This is a genomic window from Mesotoga sp. UBA5825 (assembly GCF_002432955.1).
Taxonomy (GTDB): domain Bacteria; phylum Thermotogota; class Thermotogae; order Petrotogales; family Kosmotogaceae; genus Mesotoga.
Map to the genome: position 1 here is coordinate 1 of NZ_DJHG01000099.1, position 21,334 is coordinate 21,334.

Annotated in this window: 25 protein-coding genes and 3 tRNA genes; 18 read left to right on the plus strand and 10 right to left on the minus strand. The window is 45.0% G+C overall.

What is annotated here, in order from left to right:
- Nucleotides 1–327 precede the first annotated feature (327 nt).
- Nucleotides 328–1,146, plus strand: a complete 819-nt coding sequence (locus tag B3N33_RS09820) for a protease complex subunit PrcB family protein (RefSeq protein WP_214060964.1) — start codon at nt 328–330, stop codon at nt 1,144–1,146.
- On the opposite strand, the gene B3N33_RS09825 is transcribed toward B3N33_RS09820, so the two are convergent.
- The 10 genes from B3N33_RS09825 to B3N33_RS09870 form a co-directional block, all read right to left on the minus strand.
- On the minus strand, nt 1,121–2,467 hold the full coding sequence (locus B3N33_RS09825; RefSeq protein WP_292593216.1) for a deoxyribodipyrimidine photo-lyase: 1,347 nt from the start codon (nt 2,465–2,467) through the stop codon (nt 1,121–1,123). The two genes, B3N33_RS09820 and B3N33_RS09825, sit on opposite strands and share 26 nt — an antisense overlap.
- The gene (locus B3N33_RS09830) at nt 2,464–2,853 is read right to left on the minus strand and encodes a YbgA family protein (RefSeq protein WP_292593218.1); all 390 of its coding nucleotides are present in this window, start codon (nt 2,851–2,853) and stop codon (nt 2,464–2,466) included. The genes B3N33_RS09825 and B3N33_RS09830 overlap by 4 nt, the downstream gene beginning before the upstream one ends.
- Before the next feature lie 290 nt (nt 2,854–3,143).
- Entirely contained in the window at nt 3,144–3,431 is a 288-nt protein-coding gene (locus B3N33_RS09835) for a DUF523 domain-containing protein (RefSeq protein ID WP_292593220.1), read from the minus strand.
- Nucleotides 3,432–3,448: 17 nt separating this feature from the next.
- Nucleotides 3,449–4,366, minus strand: coding sequence for an alpha/beta fold hydrolase (locus tag B3N33_RS09840; protein ID WP_292593222.1), 918 nt, complete (start codon nt 4,364–4,366; stop codon nt 3,449–3,451).
- A 309-nt stretch (nt 4,367–4,675) separates the two neighbouring features.
- Entirely contained in the window at nt 4,676–4,891 is a 216-nt protein-coding gene (locus B3N33_RS09845; protein ID WP_243392211.1) for a DUF2089 family protein, read from the minus strand.
- 380 nt (nt 4,892–5,271) lie between these two features.
- Nucleotides 5,272–6,549, minus strand: coding sequence for an MFS transporter (locus B3N33_RS09850; protein WP_292590330.1), 1,278 nt, complete (start codon nt 6,547–6,549; stop codon nt 5,272–5,274).
- Between the two features lie 12 nt (nt 6,550–6,561).
- The gene (locus B3N33_RS09855) at nt 6,562–7,074 is read right to left on the minus strand and encodes a 3H domain-containing protein (protein WP_214060682.1); all 513 of its coding nucleotides are present in this window, start codon (nt 7,072–7,074) and stop codon (nt 6,562–6,564) included.
- Between the two features lie 106 nt (nt 7,075–7,180).
- Nucleotides 7,181–7,256: transfer RNA gene (locus B3N33_RS09860), tRNA-Phe, on the minus strand.
- A 7-nt stretch (nt 7,257–7,263) separates the two neighbouring features.
- Nucleotides 7,264–7,338, minus strand: a tRNA-Val gene (locus B3N33_RS09865).
- Nucleotides 7,339–7,343: 5 nt separating this feature from the next.
- Nucleotides 7,344–7,419, minus strand: a tRNA-Glu gene (locus tag B3N33_RS09870).
- 149 nt (nt 7,420–7,568) lie between these two features.
- Here B3N33_RS09870 and minC point away from each other — a divergent pair.
- Genes minC through B3N33_RS09955 form a run of 17 tightly spaced genes read left to right on the plus strand, consistent with a single transcriptional unit; the run spans nt 7,569 to nt 21,328 of the window.
- Nucleotides 7,569–8,225, plus strand: coding sequence for a septum site-determining protein MinC (gene minC, locus B3N33_RS09875; RefSeq protein WP_099828751.1), 657 nt, complete (start codon nt 7,569–7,571; stop codon nt 8,223–8,225).
- On the plus strand, nt 8,222–9,235 hold the full coding sequence (locus B3N33_RS09880) for a M20/M25/M40 family metallo-hydrolase (RefSeq protein WP_214079197.1): 1,014 nt from the start codon (nt 8,222–8,224) through the stop codon (nt 9,233–9,235). The genes minC and B3N33_RS09880 overlap by 4 nt, the downstream gene beginning before the upstream one ends.
- Complete coding sequence (locus tag B3N33_RS09885) at nt 9,232–10,272, plus strand: M42 family metallopeptidase (protein WP_292590332.1); 1,041 nt, start codon at nt 9,232–9,234, stop codon at nt 10,270–10,272. The genes B3N33_RS09880 and B3N33_RS09885 overlap by 4 nt, the downstream gene beginning before the upstream one ends.
- The gene (locus B3N33_RS09890; RefSeq protein ID WP_292590333.1) at nt 10,269–11,279 is read left to right on the plus strand and encodes a M42 family metallopeptidase; all 1,011 of its coding nucleotides are present in this window, start codon (nt 10,269–10,271) and stop codon (nt 11,277–11,279) included. Before B3N33_RS09885 ends, B3N33_RS09890 begins: the two co-directional genes overlap by 4 nt.
- On the plus strand, nt 11,276–12,265 hold the full coding sequence (locus B3N33_RS09895; RefSeq protein ID WP_292590334.1) for a 3-dehydroquinate synthase: 990 nt from the start codon (nt 11,276–11,278) through the stop codon (nt 12,263–12,265). The genes B3N33_RS09890 and B3N33_RS09895 overlap by 4 nt, the downstream gene beginning before the upstream one ends.
- The gene (locus B3N33_RS09900; protein ID WP_214060889.1) at nt 12,262–13,002 is read left to right on the plus strand and encodes an SPOR domain-containing protein; all 741 of its coding nucleotides are present in this window, start codon (nt 12,262–12,264) and stop codon (nt 13,000–13,002) included. Before B3N33_RS09895 ends, B3N33_RS09900 begins: the two co-directional genes overlap by 4 nt.
- The gene (locus B3N33_RS09905; RefSeq protein ID WP_292593223.1) at nt 12,999–13,775 is read left to right on the plus strand and encodes a ComEA family DNA-binding protein; all 777 of its coding nucleotides are present in this window, start codon (nt 12,999–13,001) and stop codon (nt 13,773–13,775) included. Before B3N33_RS09900 ends, B3N33_RS09905 begins: the two co-directional genes overlap by 4 nt.
- On the plus strand, nt 13,772–14,551 hold the full coding sequence (locus B3N33_RS09910) for an epoxyqueuosine reductase QueH (RefSeq protein WP_292590336.1): 780 nt from the start codon (nt 13,772–13,774) through the stop codon (nt 14,549–14,551). Before B3N33_RS09905 ends, B3N33_RS09910 begins: the two co-directional genes overlap by 4 nt.
- Nucleotides 14,551–14,856 carry a hypothetical protein gene (locus B3N33_RS09915; RefSeq protein ID WP_214060892.1) on the plus strand — a complete coding sequence of 102 codons (306 nt, stop codon included), beginning with the start codon at nt 14,551–14,553 and terminating at the stop codon, nt 14,854–14,856. The genes B3N33_RS09910 and B3N33_RS09915 overlap by 1 nt, the downstream gene beginning before the upstream one ends.
- Nucleotides 14,853–15,746 carry a DNA-3-methyladenine glycosylase family protein gene (locus B3N33_RS09920; protein ID WP_292590337.1) on the plus strand — a complete coding sequence of 298 codons (894 nt, stop codon included), beginning with the start codon at nt 14,853–14,855 and terminating at the stop codon, nt 15,744–15,746. Before B3N33_RS09915 ends, B3N33_RS09920 begins: the two co-directional genes overlap by 4 nt.
- Nucleotides 15,743–17,041: a methylenetetrahydrofolate--tRNA-(uracil(54)-C(5))-methyltransferase (FADH(2)-oxidizing) TrmFO gene (gene trmFO / locus B3N33_RS09925; protein WP_292590338.1), complete on the plus strand. Its 1,299-nt coding sequence runs from the start codon at nt 15,743–15,745 to the stop codon at nt 17,039–17,041. The genes B3N33_RS09920 and trmFO overlap by 4 nt, the downstream gene beginning before the upstream one ends.
- Nucleotides 17,038–17,829 carry a type I phosphomannose isomerase catalytic subunit gene (locus tag B3N33_RS09930; RefSeq protein ID WP_214079205.1) on the plus strand — a complete coding sequence of 264 codons (792 nt, stop codon included), beginning with the start codon at nt 17,038–17,040 and terminating at the stop codon, nt 17,827–17,829. The genes trmFO and B3N33_RS09930 overlap by 4 nt, the downstream gene beginning before the upstream one ends.
- Nucleotides 17,826–18,998, plus strand: coding sequence for a tetratricopeptide repeat protein (locus B3N33_RS09935; protein WP_292590339.1), 1,173 nt, complete (start codon nt 17,826–17,828; stop codon nt 18,996–18,998). The genes B3N33_RS09930 and B3N33_RS09935 overlap by 4 nt, the downstream gene beginning before the upstream one ends.
- A complete protein-coding gene (gene thyX, locus B3N33_RS09940) occupies nt 18,988–19,680 on the plus strand; it encodes an FAD-dependent thymidylate synthase (protein WP_292593225.1) in 693 nt (230 codons plus the stop codon). Before B3N33_RS09935 ends, thyX begins: the two co-directional genes overlap by 11 nt.
- Nucleotides 19,677–20,039 (plus strand): hypothetical protein, encoded by a 363-nt coding sequence (locus B3N33_RS09945; RefSeq protein WP_214060631.1) that lies wholly within the window; start codon nt 19,677–19,679, stop codon nt 20,037–20,039. Before thyX ends, B3N33_RS09945 begins: the two co-directional genes overlap by 4 nt.
- On the plus strand, nt 20,032–20,991 hold the full coding sequence (locus tag B3N33_RS09950) for a CBS domain-containing protein (protein ID WP_214060630.1): 960 nt from the start codon (nt 20,032–20,034) through the stop codon (nt 20,989–20,991). The genes B3N33_RS09945 and B3N33_RS09950 overlap by 8 nt, the downstream gene beginning before the upstream one ends.
- Nucleotide 20,992: 1 nt before the next feature.
- Nucleotides 20,993–21,328 (plus strand): iron-sulfur binding hydrogenase, encoded by a 336-nt coding sequence (locus B3N33_RS09955; RefSeq protein ID WP_214060629.1) that lies wholly within the window; start codon nt 20,993–20,995, stop codon nt 21,326–21,328.
- The last annotated feature ends 6 nt before the right edge of the window (nt 21,329–21,334 follow it).

Consider the following 21,334-nt stretch of genomic DNA (forward strand, 5'->3'; position numbering starts at 1 on the left):
GCAGTAAGAAACTTAGTAAGTAGGGGGGGATCAGAGGTAAGGGGAATGAGGCTAGAGGTAAGAAGATCAAGATCTCTTCGCTCTTCCGACCTCTTGCCTCTGACCTCAGGCTCTTCCCACCAGATCCTGACCAAGAGCACGTCAGGATGACCAATTGAGTTAGTTCATGCAACCTAACGTCCTGCCCCTAGAAAGGTTCTCCCTCCCGGCGAAGCCAGCCTTACGTCCCCGGATGGTTGGGGGTGAAATCCCCCTGGGCTACTCACCAATTTGTTCGTACAAACAAACTGTCAGTTTATGTAGTCTTATTACCAGGGAGGTGATTGAATGAAGAAGACATTCTGGGTTTTCGTTGTTGTTTTCTCTCTTCTATCCTATCTATTTGCTTTTAACGTTGGCTATATTGAGCTTGCAGAACTTGAGCCGTTTGTTCTTACGGAGAGTGTAGGAAGTAGAACAAGCAATGTGAACTTCACAGTTCTCTCGAAAAGCAATTCAGAAGAAGTCGCAATTGTCTTGTCCGGCTGGTTGTTCGATCCAGGAAGCGAGAATTCGGAGCGAGAAGTATTCATTCAACTTAGAGGAAATGGGGAGAGTTATGAAAAAAAGATTTCATTGATGAGAGAGGGTATATACTACACAATGAATCCCTTCATTCTCTCGTTTCGAAGAGGTTATACACTCGTGGTAATGGGACTCGAAGTTGATTATGATAAAAATAGGGGGGATGATGCTATAGAACTTGCGTTTGAGGACGTCTCGATTGAAGTTGAGTGGCATAGCGATGTGAGCATTCTTCTCGGGGAGGTTAATGAAGGTCTTTTTACTCAGGTCTCTGCAGTCCTTGAAGAACCTGTATTGTTAGTCAAGGGGGGAGAAAGGCCTACGGGCGGCTACAACATCGTGATAGACGGCGTTTATCTCCACGAAGATAGAACCATTGAAGTAGCTGCGAAACTGCAGACTCCGGGAAGCGGAGATTTCGTTACACAGGCCTTCACTTATCCTCATAAAGCGATAAGAATTCTGGGGCTTCATTCCGGCAATTACGATGTCTCAGTTCGAATGGAAGTGCTCAAGGATGGCGAGGTGATTGATATCTATGAATACAGCTCGTGTTTCACTCTTTACTCGTCAAAGAACTGATCTTTTGTACATAGGCATCGGCATCAAACTTCCTTTTTAGGCCGTTTGAGTTCATATATCTGACTTTTCCGAATACTGAACGCTCCGCCCAAGCTCTGTCGTGTTTTCCGAAGCACCAGAGAATGCCGCTATAACCATTCGGATCTCTACCGTCTAGTTCGTACCTGTCGTTAAGATAGTTCGCCGAGCTGATTGCAGTTTCAGGATCAGGACTCCATTCGAGGATCTTCTTTCCCCAATACATACGCATATAACCGTGCATTTTGCCCTTCGCGACCATTTCTCTCTGTGCTGCGTTCCAGTAAGGATCGTGAGTCATCCCGTCCTCCAGTTCAGAAAGTGAGTATACGTATTCTCGCCTATCACTTCTATGTTCATTGAGTGTCTTCTGAGCCCACGGGGGGAGTGCTTCGAAGGAATCGTACCTGGAGTTATAGAACACGAAATTCATGCTCAGTTCTCTTCTAACAATAAGCTCTTCAAGATAAGCTTCTATTCCCGATGAACCAGACTCCATAACCCTCCTGGCGATCAGACAAGGGGAGATTTGTCCGAAGTGAAGAAATGGACTCATCTCTGATAGACAGTCACAATTGGGGTCATTTCTCTCTTTCTCGAACCTATCTATTTTGGTTTCTAGAAATATCTCAAGTTGTCTATTTGCTTCTTCCTGTCCGCCAGGAAAGTTGCTGACCACGGATGCCGTGTGGTCGATATTTGAAAGGTCCGGATTGTCGAGATCAAATGTGGTCTCAAAGTCGGTTACAGGGTCTCCGGGTTCGAACACGACGGATTCGAAGTCAGTTATGAAATCTTGAAGGCGACTCAACACTCTTGGCCTAAACGTAGCTGCGCTGTATTCCTCCTTATTACTGGCTGCTTTGACAGGAACAACTACGTTGGCTTCGACCGCGATTACCGGGCACGAGGATGCTTTCGCAATTTCCCTTCTCCATGCGATCTGGTGCCTGAGGTATCCAACGTCTGTGACGATCAAAGCACAGTTCCTTGAGGCCCGGGGGACGATTTCTGTTGGATTACCCTCTAGAACAGTGAATCTGATACCCATTTCTTTGAGCTTTGATTTAACGGCCTTGAGCCCGTCAATCATAAAGGAAAAGTTCCTGAGATTTGCAGAGGGGTAATCGGTGTTGAAGACGAAAAGGACTATAAGAGGAAGGCTATTTCTCTTGGCTTCTTGCTTTGCGATCTCGAGTGCGGGGTTTTCTTCGGTTCTTTGAGAGGCCTGCATCCAGTACATAATGAATCTACCTTTGATATCTCGTCTCTTACTCAGGTTATGAATCCTATCACTCTTCATTTTCCGGACCTTCCCTTCCCGGAGTCCGTTATCTCAATCAATTCAGCAGGGTAGGGTTGGAAAAATGTTTGACGAGCAAGATACTCACTGTCAAATGCAACAATGTAAGAACGCAATATGTAGAGAGGAACACTTAGCGGGATTTTTCCGTCTCGATATCTTTCAAGCGTCTCTAGAAAAAACCTCTTCTCAGAAGAAGAGATGTAATTGGAGAAGTAACCAAGCCCATGCATCAAGACGTTTATGTGTGAAGTATGTTTTGGGGGGGTGGACATCATCTTGTAGAAGTGGGATGAATAATCGCTGTATACTTCTTCAATACCTCTTGAATCCATCTTTCCGATTATTCTTCCCATGATTCTCATTTCGTTCTGGTTGTAGGACATGAAGAGCAGCTTGTTATCCGACTGAAAATCAACCAGACCTTTTCTGGTGAGATTTATGGAGAGGTCTCTGAAGCGCGTGACGGTGAATAGAATAGTTAAGAAATGCTCTCTTATTGTGAAATTAGAAAGTCTTCCCTCGTCTTCTATAGGAAGCCCACAGTATCTTTCTAGTACAATGCCTCCAAAAAAACCAGAATCCCTTCCTGAAGAGGCGACTTTCCCTTCTCCTGGATAGACCTTAACATCCTTTATGCCACACGTAGGTGAGGCCGACTTAAGAATGAAGCCATCTACCCTTTCCAGTCCAAAAAAAAACTCTCCGTAAACTCCAAGAGGCGTTCAGTAACGTCAACTCCCGTTAAGGGTTGCACTAGTCTTGTTTCGTTAGATCTGAAAACCATGCGGATGGGCGGCCTAGGAACTCCGAGCCCGATGTCGTATTCCGGACATACGGTCCTGTAATTGACGAACTTCTCCAGCTTCTCCACGAATTTGTTCGGGATCATCTGAGCGTTGTATCTGCAGCTTTCGAAGCCCAGGCACCTGCTCACGACCACTTCGGGTTTGGCTAGTCTCAACACATCGCCCTCCTCGTTTATTCCAGAAAACCGATGATTTCTTTTGCTATCCTTTCAGGTGATTCAAGAAATGGAGCGTGTCCGCTTCCCTCTACTACTTTCAGAATGCTATTGGGAATCTTTTTAGCCAGTGGCTCTCCATGCTCCGCAACTGGGAGAATAATATCATTTTCTCCCCAAAGGATCAGCGTGCTGCATTCGATTTCGCCAAGTTTATCCGATACAGAAGCTGTGTCATCACTGTTTATGAATTCATAAATAAAAGAAGAGGACATGTGGTCCACGAGCGAGAAATATCTGCCGAAAGTCTCAGAACTGAATAAGGATTTGTCTCCCAATCCTTTAGTGTAAAGTAATCTTTGAACCGGAAAAGTTTGGAAATAGAACCTCATAGCGATCCGCGTCATTATCTTGCTTCGCGCAAAGAAACCGGGGAGAATATCTCTATCCCCGTGAATGGAAGAGTCAATGAGAACAAGGCGGTTGACCCTTTCGGGAAAATAGTAGGCGATGTACAAAGAGACCTCTCCTCCAAATGAATGGCCAATCAAATCAGCTTTCTCAATGTTCAATAGGCTCATTAAATCAACCACAAGCTCAGCATAACCCTTTCTTGAATAGTCACCTTTGTTTGAGGCAGTGGACAGCCCAAAACCGGGCAAGTCCAACAAGTAGACTCTTCTATTCGATGAAAGCAGTTTAGCAAGCTCTAGAAAATCAAAATGTGATCCAGCAAAACTATGTATCATTAGAACTGGGTCCCCATCTCCAATAACCTTGAAGAAGACCTCCTCTTGTTCTACCTTCAAATACCTTCCGTCTCTCTCTATTCTTCCGAAATAAATCCTGGCTATGGTAACGCTGAAGATACTGTTGATAACGAGGAGAGCAGCACCTATTAGCAGAATCAAAAAGAGCGCTTTAATCAATTTCATCAGATACACCCCTTCACGGGAAGTATTCAAGCAACAATAATATACCATTTTTTCTTTGCAGATCGTTGGATGGTTACGAATACCGAGTATCTAGGAAAGCAATTCTTCTTTTCGAAGAGCAGTGCTTCTTTCTTTTGGAAGAAGCCACCATTCGAGAACGATTAAGAGAAGCTATTGCCTTTTCTTCTTCTTGCCTAGAAGCTCTACACCTTCCTTGGCACTGAGATTTCCTTCTTCCAATTTCCTGATGATCTTCGAAGCTTCCTGAATTTGGCGATTTGCAAGCTCATATCCGAGACTTGTGACCAGTTACTCCAGTTTGCTTCTTGCAGTGGGATAGGAAATACTTAGCTCCTTCTGGAGTTCAGAGAGATTTCCTCTATTCTTAATGAACACTTTCAGGAAGTCAAGGAGTTCTTCGGGCAGGTAAAGCAGCTCGTCTTGCACAAAGGTCCCGATAATCTTAATCTCGCAGTTCTTAAAGGTATACTCGGTAATTGTAGATATCCGCCGCAGCTGGGACACTTAGCAAGCCGCTTCTTCATCCAGAGCCCTCGATCCGATCGGCAATATGCGTGCTGCAAGAGAAAATATCGGTAAACCCGGGAAGAAGTCAATCTTTGGAGAGTCATCAATTCAATAAAGTTCAATAATATTATCTAATAATTGATAAATATATGACAATAACTAATAAGTGCAAATATTGCATAAGCAAAATCTTATTTCTTCTGAATTCTAGATATATTCCAACGATTCGATTTGATGGAGTGTGCGCATGACAGAGAAATGACCATTATTGAAACAATTCCTGAAATTCACCTGGAAAGAAAACTTTAGGTGTTTTCTGCAACGGAGACACGCTTCTGCAAGACAATCCTTGATGTAAATGAATGCGGAGATTCAAACTATTCAATTATCACCTGTCTTGTTTCGACACCCATTCTGAAGACAACTATAGCTGCAAATGTACTGAGAGCAGCCATAAAAATCATTACAACAAATACGCTACCGGTGGCTCCCATTAAAGTGCTGGTGAAATAGGGCGCGATAATTCCTGCTGACCTTGCCACAGCTCCTGAAGTACCGTTTCCAAGGCCACGCATCTCGGTTGGGTATAATTCAGGGGTATAAGCGTATACCATGCCCCAAGCTCCAAGAACGAATAGAGAAATCAGAACGCTGGCGAAAAGAAGAAGCGAAGAGCTGCTTACAAAAGCCATCACAATAGACGATACTGCCATTCCCGCAAAAAAGAATGTGAGAGATGGCCTTCTACCGAACCTCTCTATAAGAAGCGCTGCGGCAAGATATCCTGGAAGTTGCATGATAAGCATGAAAAAGGTGTACCAGAGAGATGAGACTGGGGTGAGCCCTTTCGACATGAAAATCTTTGGAGCCCAAGTATAGATTCCGTAGTACACAAAGCTAACCGAGAACCAGCTTATCCATATCATGATTGTCCTTCTCGCAAGACCGCTTCTAAAAAGCCCCAGAATAGGCTGCTTTGAGCGTTGGTGCATCTCAACTTCCTCATCTATACTCGTCGAAAGAATCTTTTCCAGAGCTGATTTTCCCTTCTTCATGAATTCATATTTTGGACTTTCAGGAAGAAGAAAGGATACGAATATAAGGGGAATACTGAAGAAGGCAAGCAAGTAGTATGACCACTGCCATCCAAGGGATTCCAGCGTTAACATTGTGAATCCGCCTATCAAGATACTTCCAATTGCCCAGCTAGATTCCAGGAGAGCAAGATAAAGGCCCCTGATTCTGATGGACGAGAATTCGGTAAGGTAGGCGTTTACAACAGGTAACAGTCCGCCATAACCAAATCCTGAGAAAAATCTTCCCAGGGAGAACACTCTCATTGAGTTAGAAGCGCCGGTGAGTCCTGTTGCAAATCCGGCGATCAACAAAAGAACAAGATTAGTCCACTTTCTTCCGAATCTATCTGAAATTGCACCGGAGAATAGTGCTCCAAGAAGCATACCTGCAAACACGGAACTCGCCATCATGTTCTGGCTTCCAACAGTTCCTGCGAGATCGTCAACAATAGAAGGAAGAGTCAGGGAGGTAATCATCACCCCTCCGGCCACAAGCATCCACTCCATTGATGTCAAGAGAAGCATTCGTCTTCTTCTACCGGAAGTGATATATTTCTGAATGACTTCGTCTATGTTCATTCGCTCACCCCTCTACTTGGCAAAAAAGCCCTTCTCCTCCAGCATGTTTCTGATACTCTCCAGTACCTCTTCAGAGTCCGCCTCAATAGTGTGAAGGTGGACTCCGTCTTTTGAAAGACTAAGAAGAGGAAGTGCATCTGATGCTTTCAGAGCAGATACAAACCTGTTTAGATGATCTATGCTTGATAGATTAAGCTGACCTTTGAGCTCACCATAGACTGCGTGAATCACGCTGACATCGATTACGCGTCCTCCAGCTCTTATTATTGCTGAAAGTTCATCGTAGATATCCTTTTCCTCGTGTTTTACGGAGACAACCATTCTTAAACTCTTTCTTCCGTCAAGAACATATCCTCTCGGAGTAGAGACGATTCTATAGCCTCTTTCCCTTAGCTCGTCAACATCCTTTACGATCATCTGTCTACTAACGCCTGTTTCAGCTGCCAGAGTCTGTCCCTTTACCGGAACGGTCGAAGCTTCAAGAGTCTCTAAGATGTGTTTGTATCGCGAAGATCTCTCCACCACCTCACCCCCAGCATAAAGCTAATTATAGCAGCTACTTTACAGTAATTCAGTCTAAAAAAATATGTCCGTAAGGACATGTCGTGAATTAAGAATCCACGAAAAACTCTGGTGGCAAGGGACGGAATCGAACCGTCGACACACGGATTTTCAGTCCGCTGCTCTACCTGCTGAGCTACCTCGCCATCAATCTGGTGGAAGCGACAGGGATCGAACCTGTGGCCTTCTGCTTGTAAGGCAGACGCTCTTCCTCTGAGCTACGCTTCCACCTCTGGCGCCCTCACGGGGATTTGAACCCCGGTCGCCGGCGTGAAAGGCCAGTGTCCTAGGCCACTAGACGATGAGGGCCGAAGCACGAATTTATATTACACTATAAACCGTCCCCGGTCAAGAGGTCGATGCTTTTCTTTCGTGGCTTTCGCCCACTACTTTGGGTTCATAATCCGCCTTGGGTAGGGTTTTTTCATGATAGAATCTTGAAGAAAGGGGTGATCGTGATGCCGATTGACTTCAGAATGACAAAAAAAGGGCTGATTCTTCTCATTGACTCTTACAGAACCGTCGATGAATTGAGGCAAGACATCATGAAGAAGTTTGCTGACGCGAAGGATTTCTTTCGTGAAGGAGATGAGATCTCGCTCATGCTTACTCAAGATACAAGCAAACCGGATGACATCGTTAAGATCGTCTCGCTGTTGAGTGATCTTGGTGTCCACGTTAAGGACATACTCGTGGGTAGTATGGAGCAAAAGGATGTGAAAGTCGGTCAGAAGTATGATCTTGTTAGAGAGAAGATTACTGAAGTTCGAGGAGCTCAGATCATTAGGCGTAATCTCAGATCAGGACAGATAGTCGTTCACAATTATGATGTTGTGGTGGTTGGCAATGTTCATCCCGGTGCAGAGGTAATCGCCGGTGGTAGCGTTGTAATATTTGGAAGTGCAAGAGGGGTTGTTAGAGCCGGTTACTCTCAGGGTGAAATCGGGATAATCGCAGCGATCGATTTGCAGCCTTCACTGATCCAAATTGGGAATTTCATAACTCAGGAATACGATCGTTTTGATAAGCCTGCCGTGGCACACGTAAGGACGGGTAGGATAGTAGTTGAAGAGGCGGACAATGTTAAGTTTGAAGTAAAGGGGGAGGCGAATTGAGTTTAGCCAGGTTATTGATTAATCTCTCCAATGCCTTTGGACCTGTGGGATACGAAGATGAAGTCCATTCGGTAATTAGGGAAGCGATAGGTCCGTTTGTGGATGAGACCTATACAGACGAGATTGGAAATCTGATTGCAGTTAAGAAAGGAAGTGGGAAGAGAATAGGCGTATTCACTCATGTTGACGAGGTATCGCTTGTGATTTCGAGAGTCGATGAAAGAGGGTTTGCAAGGTTTGAAGAGCTAGGAGGCGTCGATCCTAAGGTATTGATTTCTCAGAAGGTTAAGATCAGGAGCAGAGATGGAAAGGAAAGATCAGGAGTAATTGGAATGTTGGCTCCCCACCTTCAGAAAAGGGAGACAAGAGGAGAAGTCCCTTCTTTCGATGAGCTCTTCATTGATGCTTCGATTAATCCGGATTATGAGAAGATAGGTGTTGGCGATCTTGCAGTAGTAGACATTTTGGCGTTTGAGATGAACGGCAAGGTTGCTGGGAAAGCTCTTGACGACAGAGCGTGTGCAGCGATTAGCATAGAGACTGCAAGAGAGCTCTCGAAATACAGTACAACTCCTACCGTCTATTTCGTGTTCACAACAAGAGAAGAAGTCGGGGCAATAGGAGCAAAGGGCGCCGCTGAAGCTTTGGAAATCGATCTTGGTGTTGCCATGGACGTTACTCACCATGACAAAGAGAACGATGTCGAACTTGGAAAGGGTCCGGCCTTAACTGTTGGAGGCCCGAATATCCACAAGAAGTACTTTGAGTTACTCGATAAACATGCGAAAGACAATGAAATCAAAGTTCAATATGACTTCAGCTCAGGTAGAACGGGAACTGATGCAGACAATGTCCAAATAGCCGGTACCGGAGTTCCAACGCTTCTGCTTTCTCTCCCTGAAATGTTCATGCACACTCCAGTCGAAGTAGTTCAAGTTAGTGATGTTGCAGGAACGGCCAGATTACTTGCAGGATTTTTCATATCTCTGAAGGGGGCTGAGGAGCAATGAAGCTAGAACGCCTGAAAGACCTTTGCGAACTCCCGGGAATATCAGGTTTTGAGGAAAAAGTCTCTTCCTTCATCAGGAGCATTGTCGAGCCAAGAGTCGATTCGATCTGGACCGATACAGTTGGAAACCTAATCGCGGTGAAAAAGGGGACGGGGAAGAGTTCTAAGAAGCTTATGCTTCTTGCTCATACCGATGAGGTTGGTCTTATGGTGAGGAAGATCAATGAAGACGGCACACTCTCCTTCACCAGTGTAGGAGGAGTCGATCCAAGAGTATTGATGGGTAAAAAGGTTTTGGTGGGAAAGGATTTTGCTCCTGGAGTGATAGGGTTTGAAGCCATACACACTCAGGATCCAACCGCTTTGCTTAAAACACCAAGCATGGGCAAACTGAGAATCTATTTGGGTTATTCAAAGAAGGAAGAGGCTCAGAAGAACCATCGCATTGGCGACCCAGTATTCTTCGATACTCAGTACGAAGAGATTGGCGACTATGCGATTGCGAAATCATTTGACGACAGGACGGGGTGCGAAGTACTAATAAGGATTCTTGAGAGCCTTGAAGGATACCGTCTGGATTTTGATGTCTATTTCGCCTGGGTGGTCCAAGAAGAGGTTGGTCTGAGGGGAAGCGGGGTCGCGGCGAAACAGATAAAGCCGGACGCAGCTCTTGTGTTCGAGAACACTACGGCTGGAGACAACCCGGAGCTTCCTGATTACAGGTGGGCCACAAGTCTTGGAAAAGGCCCCGTCTTAACATTTGCCCACAGTGGATTGGTGCTAGATAAGAGGATACTCGACACAATCGTGGATACTGCTAAGAAAAACTCAATAAAATTCCAGTACAAGAGCAGGATAGCTGGGGGTACTGATGCAGCTAGGCTTGCAAGAGTAATTTCGGGTATACCGTCAGGTGTTATCTCGACTCCTTCGAGATACATACATTCTCCAACTTCTGTAATAAACGTCAATGATTTTCTCGGAGTGGTAAAACTTGCCAGTTTACTAGTTAAGGAAGGGAAGGTGCTGTCTAGATGAAAAAGCTGATTGAGAAACTGGTTACGATTAGTTCTCCCAGTGGTAGGGAGGATGCTATAAGGGAAGCGATCGCCGAAGAGATCAAACCATACGTTGATAGCATGAAGATAGATCCGTTAGGCAATCTTGTTGCTCTGAAGAAAGGAAAGAGTGGTAAGAAGCTGCTATTTGACGGTCACATGGACGAAATCGGTGTCGTGGTCACACATATCGACTCAAATGGTTTTCTCAGGATTGATTCGATAGGTGGGCTGTCTCCATATATGCTTTTGGGTTCGAGATTGATTTTTGAGACAGGAGCATCAGGTGTCGTTGACCTAGAAGGGGAGACGATCAAAGAGCTCGGGGAGACCATCAAGAATCTTGATTTCGACCACATTTTCGTTGACATCGGAGCAATAGATAAGAGTGATGCAGAGAGGAAGGCACCGATCGGGACTTTTGGAACATATGATTCAGAGTTCATCGATCTTGGAAAGAGACTCATCTCGAAATCTATGGACGACAGGATCGCCTGTGCTATTATGATACAGGTCTTGAAAGAGCTAAAGGATCCCAAAGACGATGTTTACTTTGTCTTCGCCGTTCAGGAAGAAGTTGGACTAGTGGGTGCAAGTGTCGCTGCATTTGATATTATGCCAGATATGGCTGTTGCAGTAGATGTTACCGCAGGACCCGACACCCCGAAATCTTTGAAGAGAATGGGATTCAAACTTGGAGAAGGACCTACGATAAAGATAAAGGATCGCGGAAGCATAAGCTCTTCGAGAGTAGTATCTAGATTGAAGGAGATTGCTGAGAAAAAGGAGATTCCCACTCAGTATGAGGTCTTGATTTTTGGAGGCACTGACGCTAGAGGTTACCAGACGACCGGAAGAGGAATAGCCTCAGGAACGGTCTCGGTTCCTTGCAGATACGTGCACTCGCCTCACGAGATGGTTGATTATGATGATGTTATTAATGCGGTTCGTCTGTTAAAGGCACTTGCTGAAGAAGGAGTGGAATGAGAAGAATCACATTTACCAGTGAATCAGCTGAAAGGTGTCAGTTGATTTTTGGGAAGGCTTTTGCTGGAAGACTTCCAGAGTCCCTGAAAATAGTAGACTCTGGTTTTAGAAAGGTCTTTGGCGAAAGACTGGAAGACGAATACTTGATGCCCGGTGGAGAACATGTGAAGTCAGTTGACAGAGTGTTCGAAATATATCAGGTTATAAGGGCTTCGAGAAGAAAAGCAATAACAGCCGTTGGAGGAGGTTCTCTCATCGATCTGGTAGGTTATGCGTCATCAGGTCATACCGATATTGAGAAGCTCTTCCTCTTTCCTACGACGACAGTTAGTCAGGTGATGCCTGCGCTGAAAGGATTCAGGGTGAATTTCGAGTTTGTGAAGGACCTTCTCTCTTTCAACTGTCTCCCGGACAAAGTCTTCATTGATTTTGAGGTCAGTTACAGAGAGTATGCTTGCTCGTCTAAGAGTGTTCTGATCTTTCCTTTGCTGGTTGCCCTTTCGTTTGATAATAGGCTTTTCAAGTATCTTTTTAACGTTGTGGTCTCTGGTAAAGATATCTCTGCTGAGCAATGGGAAGATATTGTTTTCTCGTCAGTGAAAGCTTATCTTAAGGGAATTGAAACTGGCCGATTCGTTGTAGGCACGGAAATTGGAAGGCTTATTGAAACTGCTTCTAGGCTTAAGGCTGGATATGATGCTTCACTTCTATTTGGAGCCATGATGGAATTACGTCTGGCCGAGAAATTTGGTACAGGGGATAGCAGTGTGACAGAAGACTTTTTTAGAGTGGTGAAATTGCTGTGGGACAGTAGATGGTCTTCCAGAATTGATATGTCGTCCTTGGTTGACTTGGTCGAACAGAAAGGTGGTGTAAGAATCAGTACTCCTGACGGAAATCTCGACAAGACTTACTTCGTGGGGTGTTCTGTATTTGAGAGATTTGTCAGGGAAAAGACCTGGAGGGGATTGGAGAATTTTGTATGAGCGAAGTATCGCATGATTATGTTCTGAAGACTCTTATCGTTATCGTTCTTGCATTGTCGGCAGTTGTCATGACGCTTGGAGGATATGCTATTTTTCTCCGGGAGGAAAACAGAAAGTCGGAACTCATAATTGAGGAAATCAGAAGTTCTGTGCTTTCTCAGGGGATCGATCAGCCTGAACAGCCGGACAATCCCGTACAGTTTCCCACAGGAACACAGGTTGTCAGAGAGACAATATCGATTCCAGAGACTCAGAACTTCTTTCTTGAGGTATTCGACTATAGGCGGCTAATACTGAACTCCTTCGACTTTCTTGCAGAAGGTTCCGAGTTTGGTTATGTTGTTGTGGAAGAAGATACAGCATTCAAGTTGTGCGTGGAGAAAGGTCTCGGGAAGTACTTTATCACCAGGGTGGGGGATAGTTTTGGCGTGATGTTTCTGGGGAAGAACCCACTTGACGGACTTTATGACTCAAAGACGGCGTATGGAATTCAACTCGTATCGCACACAGTCTCAGATGGGATAGCACCACAAGTAATGGATCTGAGGAGTGCAGGTTACCCTGCCTTTGTGTATAAGTCAATAACCGCGGACGGGAGAACATTCTATGCAGCTGTTTTAGGGGTTTTCCCTGATGCGGCAGCGGCCAGAGAGTACTCTTCATCAGTCGACGTTCAGGCACTCCAGAGGATAACGGGCTGGAATATCACTGACAGGTTTCCGAGGCAGTTGAGATGAGGAAGATTTCGGTCAAGGAGTTACAGATAATCGGATCAATTGTGATACTAGTGATCATGGGGTTTGTGGCCCTCTCAGGGTATAGCGGTAGCAACACAATGGCCATCGGTGAAAACTCTGATAAATCGAAGTCGGTTAGCTTCCCTATTGATTTGAACTCTTGCTCGGAGAAGGAGCTGGAGCTGTTGCCGGGGATAGGCCCTGCCAAGGCTCGAGCAATAGTCGATTACAGAGCTACGTCCGGTCCGTTTTTTTCCATTGACGATCTTCTTCTTGTCAGGGGAATTGGTGAAAAGACCCTGAGTAACTTGAGAGAAATGGTGACCGTTTCCGGTCAGCTGTATTCCAACGCAGAAGGAGTGGTTTTAATCGACATAAACACGGCTTCCTCTCAGTCTCTTCAGAAAATTCCAGGAATCGGTGAAGCTAAGGCAGCTGCTATAATCGAATACAGGGAACTCAAGGGACCCATAATAACTGAGGAAGACCTTCTCAATGTACCTGGAATCGGACCTTCCATACTTCCTGAAATCCTTGCTGCCATTATTCCTCTTATCGGGGCTGAAGAACAATCCGGTTCGAGAAAGGTGAATGTTAATAACGCAGATGTGGAAGACCTCTGTAAGCTTCCAGGCATCGGGCCCGTACTTGCTCAGAGAATAGTTGAGGCGCGTGCTCATTTCGGTCCATTTCGTTCGTGCGATGATCTGGCTAAGGTAAGTGGAATTGGTGATAAGACCATTGCCAGTTTGAAGGAGCTGGTTGAGTTTTGAATCTGCTTCATGTTTGCTGCGCACCGGATCTAGTTAGTTCTGTTTTGAGGAGAGAGGAACTGAAGCATTCAATGCTGCTTTTCTATAATCCGAATATCTATCCTGAAGAAGAGTTCTTCAAAAGATATCATGCTTTCCGAAGAGTCTGTCAAGAAATGGGAGTTGAGTGTCCTGAACCAGACTACAGCCCCGAGGACTTCTCTGCTATTCATGATTCCTTTGAAGATGAGCCGGAAGGGGGCATGAGATGTACGAAATGTATAGAATTAAGGCTGAGAAAGGCAGCGGAAGCTGCAAAATCCTTAGGTGCCAAGAGCTTCAGTACCACGCTTCTTGCAAGCCCCCAGAAGCCAATTTATCTGATCTGTCAGATTGGGCAGAAAGTTTCGGAATCGTTTGATTTGGAGTTCATTTCGGAAAACCTAAGACTAGAAAGGGGAAAGCTAAATCAGTTTTTGGGTAATGTCTATGTCCAGAATTACTGTGGCTGCAAATCTAGTCTCAACGAAATTGTCCAGACCAGAGAGATCAAGAAAAGGAGAGATAAAGAGGCGCTAGAGAGAGACTTTTCATGCTTCGCCGATCTCTGGAGATTCAGAGGTGCCGTAATTTCTCGAAGCAGCATCCCCGTTGAAGAGGTCTCCGTGTTGAAAGAGCTGATAACTCTCATTAAGCCTTGTGCACTTCTTGATGATGTCGAAGATGTTTCACTACAAGGCAAAAGATGGTTGAAAACCGGGAGTTACAACTGCCGGATAATCAGGGAGAAGAAGTAATGGATACTCTGGCAAAAAGAATCAGATCACTGGGGGAAGAGTGTGGCATGGTCTTTCGCCTGGTCGACGAAAAAGGAATTCCTTATGATGGGGATTTGGAATTTGATATCCCTCAGCTCATAATAGCGCTTTCAAAAGCTACGGGTTCGAGAAGCTCAACGGTTGTGAATGGGACGCAGATTACCGCTCTATATCTTGATGGAATTAGAAAGAGTTCTTATCTCATAGTGCTCGGTGAGTTCCTTGAAGACAACGCATATAGGCTTTTGAAAACGGTTATCGAGTCCCATGAGGCGAACCTGTGATTGAATTCACTTTGAAACCTGCGGGTCTAATTGATCTTGATTCGACACTTGACTGTGGTCAGACTTTTCGATGGCGAAAAGAAGGAGACTGGTGGAAGGGAGTTGTTCGAGATACAGTTCTCTTCCTGAAAGAGAACTCAGATGGAATTATTGTCAGATCTTCCTCCAAATCTTTGCTCGGAAAAGATATCTATGAGGAAATTGGGAACTACCTTGGACTTGGAGATAATCTGGAGGAGATTCACTCAATAATTCTGGAAAGACTGAAGTGTTTTGATCAAAGGGTTAGAATCGTGTCTGAAAAGGCTCTCAAGGAAGCCGAAGGATTGAGAATACTTAGGCAAGATCCTTTTGAGATGGTTGTGGAGTATATTCTCTCAACTAGAAACAGCATTCCTATGATTCGATGGATGAGCGACAAACTATCGGAACTCTTTCCCGAAAACAGGATCGATCTATGTCAGGAGAGTTACTACACGTTTCCTTCATTGGAGCAGGCCAAGGGAATCTCAGCAGAAGCTCTGACCGAGCTCAAAATCGGTTTCAGGGTTCCGTGGCTTATGAAACTCTTTTCAGACATAGAGACAGAAGGGTATTTCTCACGGCTTTCTTCACTGGCTGCCGAAGACTTGCTCGAAGAATTGATGAAGCATGACGGCATTGGTTACAAGGTAGGTAGCTGTGTAATGCTCTTTGCCTACGGTAAGCTGAGCGCCTTCCCGGTAGATATCTGGGTGAGCAGAGTGATGAAAGATCTGTTCGCGCTGGACGGTTCAACAAAGAAGGTAATGCAGTTTGGAATGGATTCCTTCTTTCCTTATGGAGGGTACTATCAAGAAGCACTATTCAGGTACTATAGAACTCACAAACTAGGAAGAGAGAAGAAATGAGGATAAATGTTATCGGTGGAGGACTGGCCGGTTCTGAAGTTGCTTTGAGCCTCGCGGATTTCGGAAAAGAGGTAATGATTTTTGAGATGAGACCTGCCAGGAAAACCGATGTTCATCAATCGGAAGACTTTGCGGAACTAGTATGCAGCAACTCTTTGAAATCTAAGTCACTGGACAATGCATCGGGCCTGTTGAAGGAAGAGGGTTTGCTAATTGGCTCCCGACTTCTGGAAGCCGCCCACCGTCATAGAGTACCTGCCGGAAAGGCTTTGGCAGTAAACAGAGAGACCTTTGCAAGAGAGATCACTAGGAGGATAGAGAACCACCCACTTATCAGTGTTCGGAGAGAAGAGGTGTGCCAGCTAGACATCTCCGGGTCAGTCAATATAGTGTGTACCGGCCCACTAACTTCTGAATGCCTTGAGAATTATCTAGGTGAACTGTTTGGCAACGCACTCTTTTTCTTTGATGCTGTAGCTCCAATAGTCGCTTCGGATTCGGTAAACTTCGAGAGAGCCTTTGTTGCTGACAGATATTCCGACACCGGAGACTACGTGAACTGCCCTCTTACGATTGAGGAGTACGAAGTTTTCTGGAAGGAGATTGTATCGGCAGAAGTTTTGGAGATCGAAAACTTCTCGGATCGATTTCTCTTCGAACGCTGCCAGCCTGTTGAAGAGATAGCGCGAAGCGGAAAAGAAGCTCTGAGATTTGGTCCAATGAAGCCGGTGGGACTGACCGATCCTGCAACGGGAGAAGAACCTTTTGCGGTTGTTCAGCTTAGAAAGGAAAATCTATCAGGTTCACTTTTAAGTCTTGTTGGGTTTCAAACGAGGCTGAAATGGAGCGAGCAGAAGAGAATCCTAGGACTTATCCCAGCTCTAAGGAACGCCGACATTGCCAGATATGGAGTAATGCACAGGAACACCTTCCTCGATTCACCCAAGCTTCTGAATCCCGATCTTCAGTCCAAAGATTACCAAGGGCTGTTCTTTGCAGGACAGATTTGCGGTCTTGAAGGATACGTGGAGGCAATAGTCTCCGGAAGGCTTGTGGCAATCAATGTCAATCGATTTGTTGACGGTCGCAGAACGTTAATTCCTCCGAAGGAGACAATGCTTGGAGGGCTGGTCAACCATGTAACAGTATCTGGCAGGAGTCCCTTAAGACCAGTATATGCGAATTTTGGTCTTCTACCGGAGATAAGGATGAGAGATAAGAGAGAGAAGAATAGAAGAAAGGTATTAAGAGCGCAAGAGCAGATGGAGGATTTCCTGAAAGAGGTGAGAAAGTGATATACAGAAGCAAACCCGTCTTTTCGAGTAGACCGTGGGGTGATAGTGATTTGAACACCATCTACGGAGTAGATTCTGAAGAACCGATAGGAGAAGTTTGGCTTCTGTCAGATACAGCTAATATGAAGACCAGTCTTGAGTCAAGCTCTTCAAGACTGAATCCTGAAGATGTTACTGAAGAGCTTTGTGGACGAGCTTTGCCTAGGTTTCCTTTGATGGTTAAATATATCTCGGCAAAGGAATGGCTTTCAGTCCAAGTTCATCCTGATGATGAATTTGCCCGTCGCATTGAAGGAGAACCATGGGGTAAGAGCGAATGCTGGTATTTCTTAACAAATGGTCAGGTGCTTGCAGGCTTAAAGAAAAAAACCGAGACAATCGACATCAGAGAGAAAGACCTGAATCACATCAGTCTTAATAAGGGAGATCTTCTGGCTTTGCCTGCAGGTGTCGTACACGCAATAGGGCCGAGTTCTAAGCTGATCGAGATTCAGCAGAACAGTGACACAACGTACAGGCTCTTCGACTGGAACAGGGGTCGGGATCTTCATCTTGACAAGGCAATCAAAGTAATTAAGCCGTCTGTTAATCCAGAATACTGTAAGAACATGAAGAGTTTTCAGTGGAAATACTTTTCGATAGAGAAGACAGTGACATTCTCCGGTACTGGAATATGTGTCACAATTGAGGAAAGACCTAATCTATATGTGGTTATCAATGATAATGTTGAATCCCAAATGCCATTTCTTGCTATCACTTTGGGACCATTTTGGAGTGAGGACTTGTGAAGCACATTTTGGTTCTTGCCTTTATATTGACCGTTTCAGCTCTTGCCTTTTCTGTTGACAAAACGGATTTGCTTCTTTCGAAGAACTACCTTATGGATATACAATCACTTGACAGCAGAGATTTGGAAACGAAGGCTTATCTTACGTTAGCCGTGGGTCTGAAGTACAGAGAGACTATCCAACCAAACTACAAGGTTTGGTTTAGTAATCTCTATTCAGAGCTTCAAGGAGAGGTACTTCCTCCGTACCTTCAGGAAGCCATCGAGGTGGTCTACCAGTTAGTCGCTGTTTCAACTGTCTCCGCGTTGAATATGCTCTATTCGTCTGAAAGCGAGGACCATCTCTTGAAGGCGGTATCTCTGAGAGCCTTCTTCTATGATTGGGTTGATACAAGAGACCCGAGATCGGCAAAGCAGATCGCGGAGACGGCAAATGAGTTGATTGACGCTCGACCCGGGCAGTATTTCCCATACAAAGCTTTGCTGGAGTTGTATTCCAGCATCGGCTCAATGGATATTGAAAGGTTAATGGAAATCCGAGAAACGGTATTCTCTGAAAACCTTCAGGGACTGCTCGGAGACGATCTCATCGAAAGCGAATTTGTCTCAGGGCTTACAGAGATGGTTATAGAGGACTTTTCGAGGCTGGAAACAGAGGATCCACTTTCAAGCTATTATGTGGCGATGTCCTATCTGCAACTTGGTGAAGTACCTCAAGCTTGGGAGATCTTAGACTCCCTCGATCTAAATCAGATTCCTCCCAGATTTGCGTCTAATGCTTCGATGGTAATTGGAGACATTTACCTTGAAGATGGTAACTTTGAAGAAGCAATTGAGCGCTATCAGGAGGCAGTACGTTTTTGGCCGAACAACTCAAGGGCTATTAGGAATCTTGGAATGGCCTATTATGAGACGAAAGATCGAGACTACTATGATTTAGCTAGGTTCTATCTTCAGCTGAGTGGATTCGAAGATTATGATTATGCAGTAAGTTCTGCACTGAAGGAGTTAAGGCGAAGAGTAATCTTTGAACTGGCGCTTGTTACAGTAGTCCCGCTTACTGCCGTAGTAGTCCTAGGGCTCTTTCTGTTAGAATACTTTAGTAGAAAGAGAAAGAGTTCACAAGAGAGAAAGGCGATGAAAGAAGACGGAGGAAATGATGAGAATTGATGTTCTTGACAAAGGGTTCGTCGAGCTTGTAGACCGAATGGGAGATGACTACTCAGCGGTTCAGGCAGCTAGAGTAAGTTATGGTAAGGGCTTAACTAGCAAAGATAGAGATGATCGCCTAATTCGTTATTTGATGGAGCATGGTCACCACTCCCCTTTTGAACACATAGTGTTCAAGTTCCACTTGAAGCTACCGATTTTCGTTATGAGACAGCTCGTGAGACACAGAATAGCGTCAATAAATGAGCGAAGCGGAAGATATACTGAGTTCTCTGATGAGTGGTATCTGCCCGATTCCATAAGGACTCCAGACGGCGAAAACAAACAGGGTTCAGTGGAATGTGCAGATAAGGCAATCACTCAAAAGGCGATTGCAATAATCGGAGAAGCCTATAAGAACGCTTTTGTCGCTTATAGTAGGCTCATAGAAATGGGCGTTGCAAAAGAGATGGCGAGAATTGTACTTCCCACATCTATGTACACAGAGGCGTACTGGACTATCAATGGAAGGTCGATTATGAATTTCCTAAATCAGAGAGCAGATTCTCATGCTCAGCCAGAAATCCAACTGTATGCTAGTGCAATCGCAGAGATTTTCGAAGCTAAATGTCCGGTAGTATATGATGCTTTCATCAGGTACAACTACACAGGTGATCTTCTGAATAAGGAGGTTAGGGGATGAGACTTGCCAATATCATCCGGTTACTTGATTGCGAGATACTGAATAATGTAACTGAAGATCCTGAAATAGAGTCGGTAGGAGCTGCAGATCTGATGAGTGATGTGCTTGCTTTTGGAGGACCTGGAATGATTCTGGTAACAGGCCTGAACTCTCCTCAATGTGTTAGAACTGCCTCAGTGGTTGGAGCCGCTGCAGTGTTGATAATAAGGAAAAGAAATGTTCCTGAGACCACGATTCATCTGGCTCAAGAGCTTGAGATGCCTTTGATTCACGCGAGAATGTCGATGTACAGGGCTTGCGGAATTCTTTATAGAGAGGGTCTTCGAGATTCACTCGAAGAAGGGAAGAACTTTGACTGAACGAAGTGTTGACGACCTCCTTGATAAGTTAAGAGGGTTATTTGTAGATATAACGGCAAAAGACATAATGTTGAAGAGCGTTATCACGCTTACCAAAGATAGAACGATGTGGCAGGCGAAAGAACTGATGAGGATCTGCAAGATATCAGGAGTTCCCATTACCGATGCCGATAACCAGCTGGAAGGCATAGTGAGTATAGAGGACATTATTGTTGCTCTGGAGGGCAACTACATAACTGATTCGATTGAAAAGCATATGACAAGGGATTTAGTTACACTCTCTCCAGAGATGAATCTTGAGGCACTGATTGAAAAGTTCAACAGATATAGATACGGGAGATTCCCGGTTGTTGATTCCGAAGGGAAGCTCATCGGAATAATTACAAAGAAGGATATTATCGGAGCCATTCTTGATAAATTCAGGCTAATCTATGTTCACGATACCCGACGAAGGGAAGTTCTGGAGAGAAGCGTTGACTGGTTTGATAAGTCTCTTATTTCGGGAGATGCCGTTGAGAAAAAGAGTGCTGACTTCGTATTCCATATTGATTATTCGGAAATTGACATGGCCGGAGTTGGATCTGCGAAACTGAAGAGCTATCTGAAGACGCTTACAGAGGACGACAATCTGATACGGAGAGTATCAATCGCCTGTTATGAAGCTGAAGTGAACGTCGTAATTCATAGCGGTAGCGAAGGTTATATCTTCGCCTGGTACGATGAGGCCCTGGTAAGAGTGAGAGTTGAAGACTATGGAAGAGGTATTGAAAACGTGGAGCAGGCAATCAAGGAAGGATTCTCCACGGCGTCTGATCACATTCGCGAGCTGGGTTTTGGAGCGGGGATGGGCCTTCCGAACATGAGAAGGTACTCAGACAAAATGGTTGTAGTATCTGAGGCGGGAAAAGGGGTTGTGGTTGAAATGCACTTCTATCGAAATGGGAGGAAATGACATGAGATTGAGCGAACTGGTTGACAAATGTGGGACAAAAGTAGTCACAGACTTACCTCTTGAGGCTGACATATCGGATGCTTACATTGGAGACTTGCTTAGCGACGTAATGGGAAATGCCCCATCGAATTCTATCTGGTTGACTGTTCAGTCTCATATGAATATTCTGGCAGTTGCCACTATTGTAGGGGTCAAAGCAATTGTGTTGTGTAATGGTCTTCACTTCGACGCCGCGACTATTAGAAAGGCCGAGGAAACGGGAATCGTCCTTATGGAAAGCGAAGAAACTACCTTCGATCTTGCTTACAGGCTAATAGAGAGTGGTTTGAAGGGCTGAAGTGTT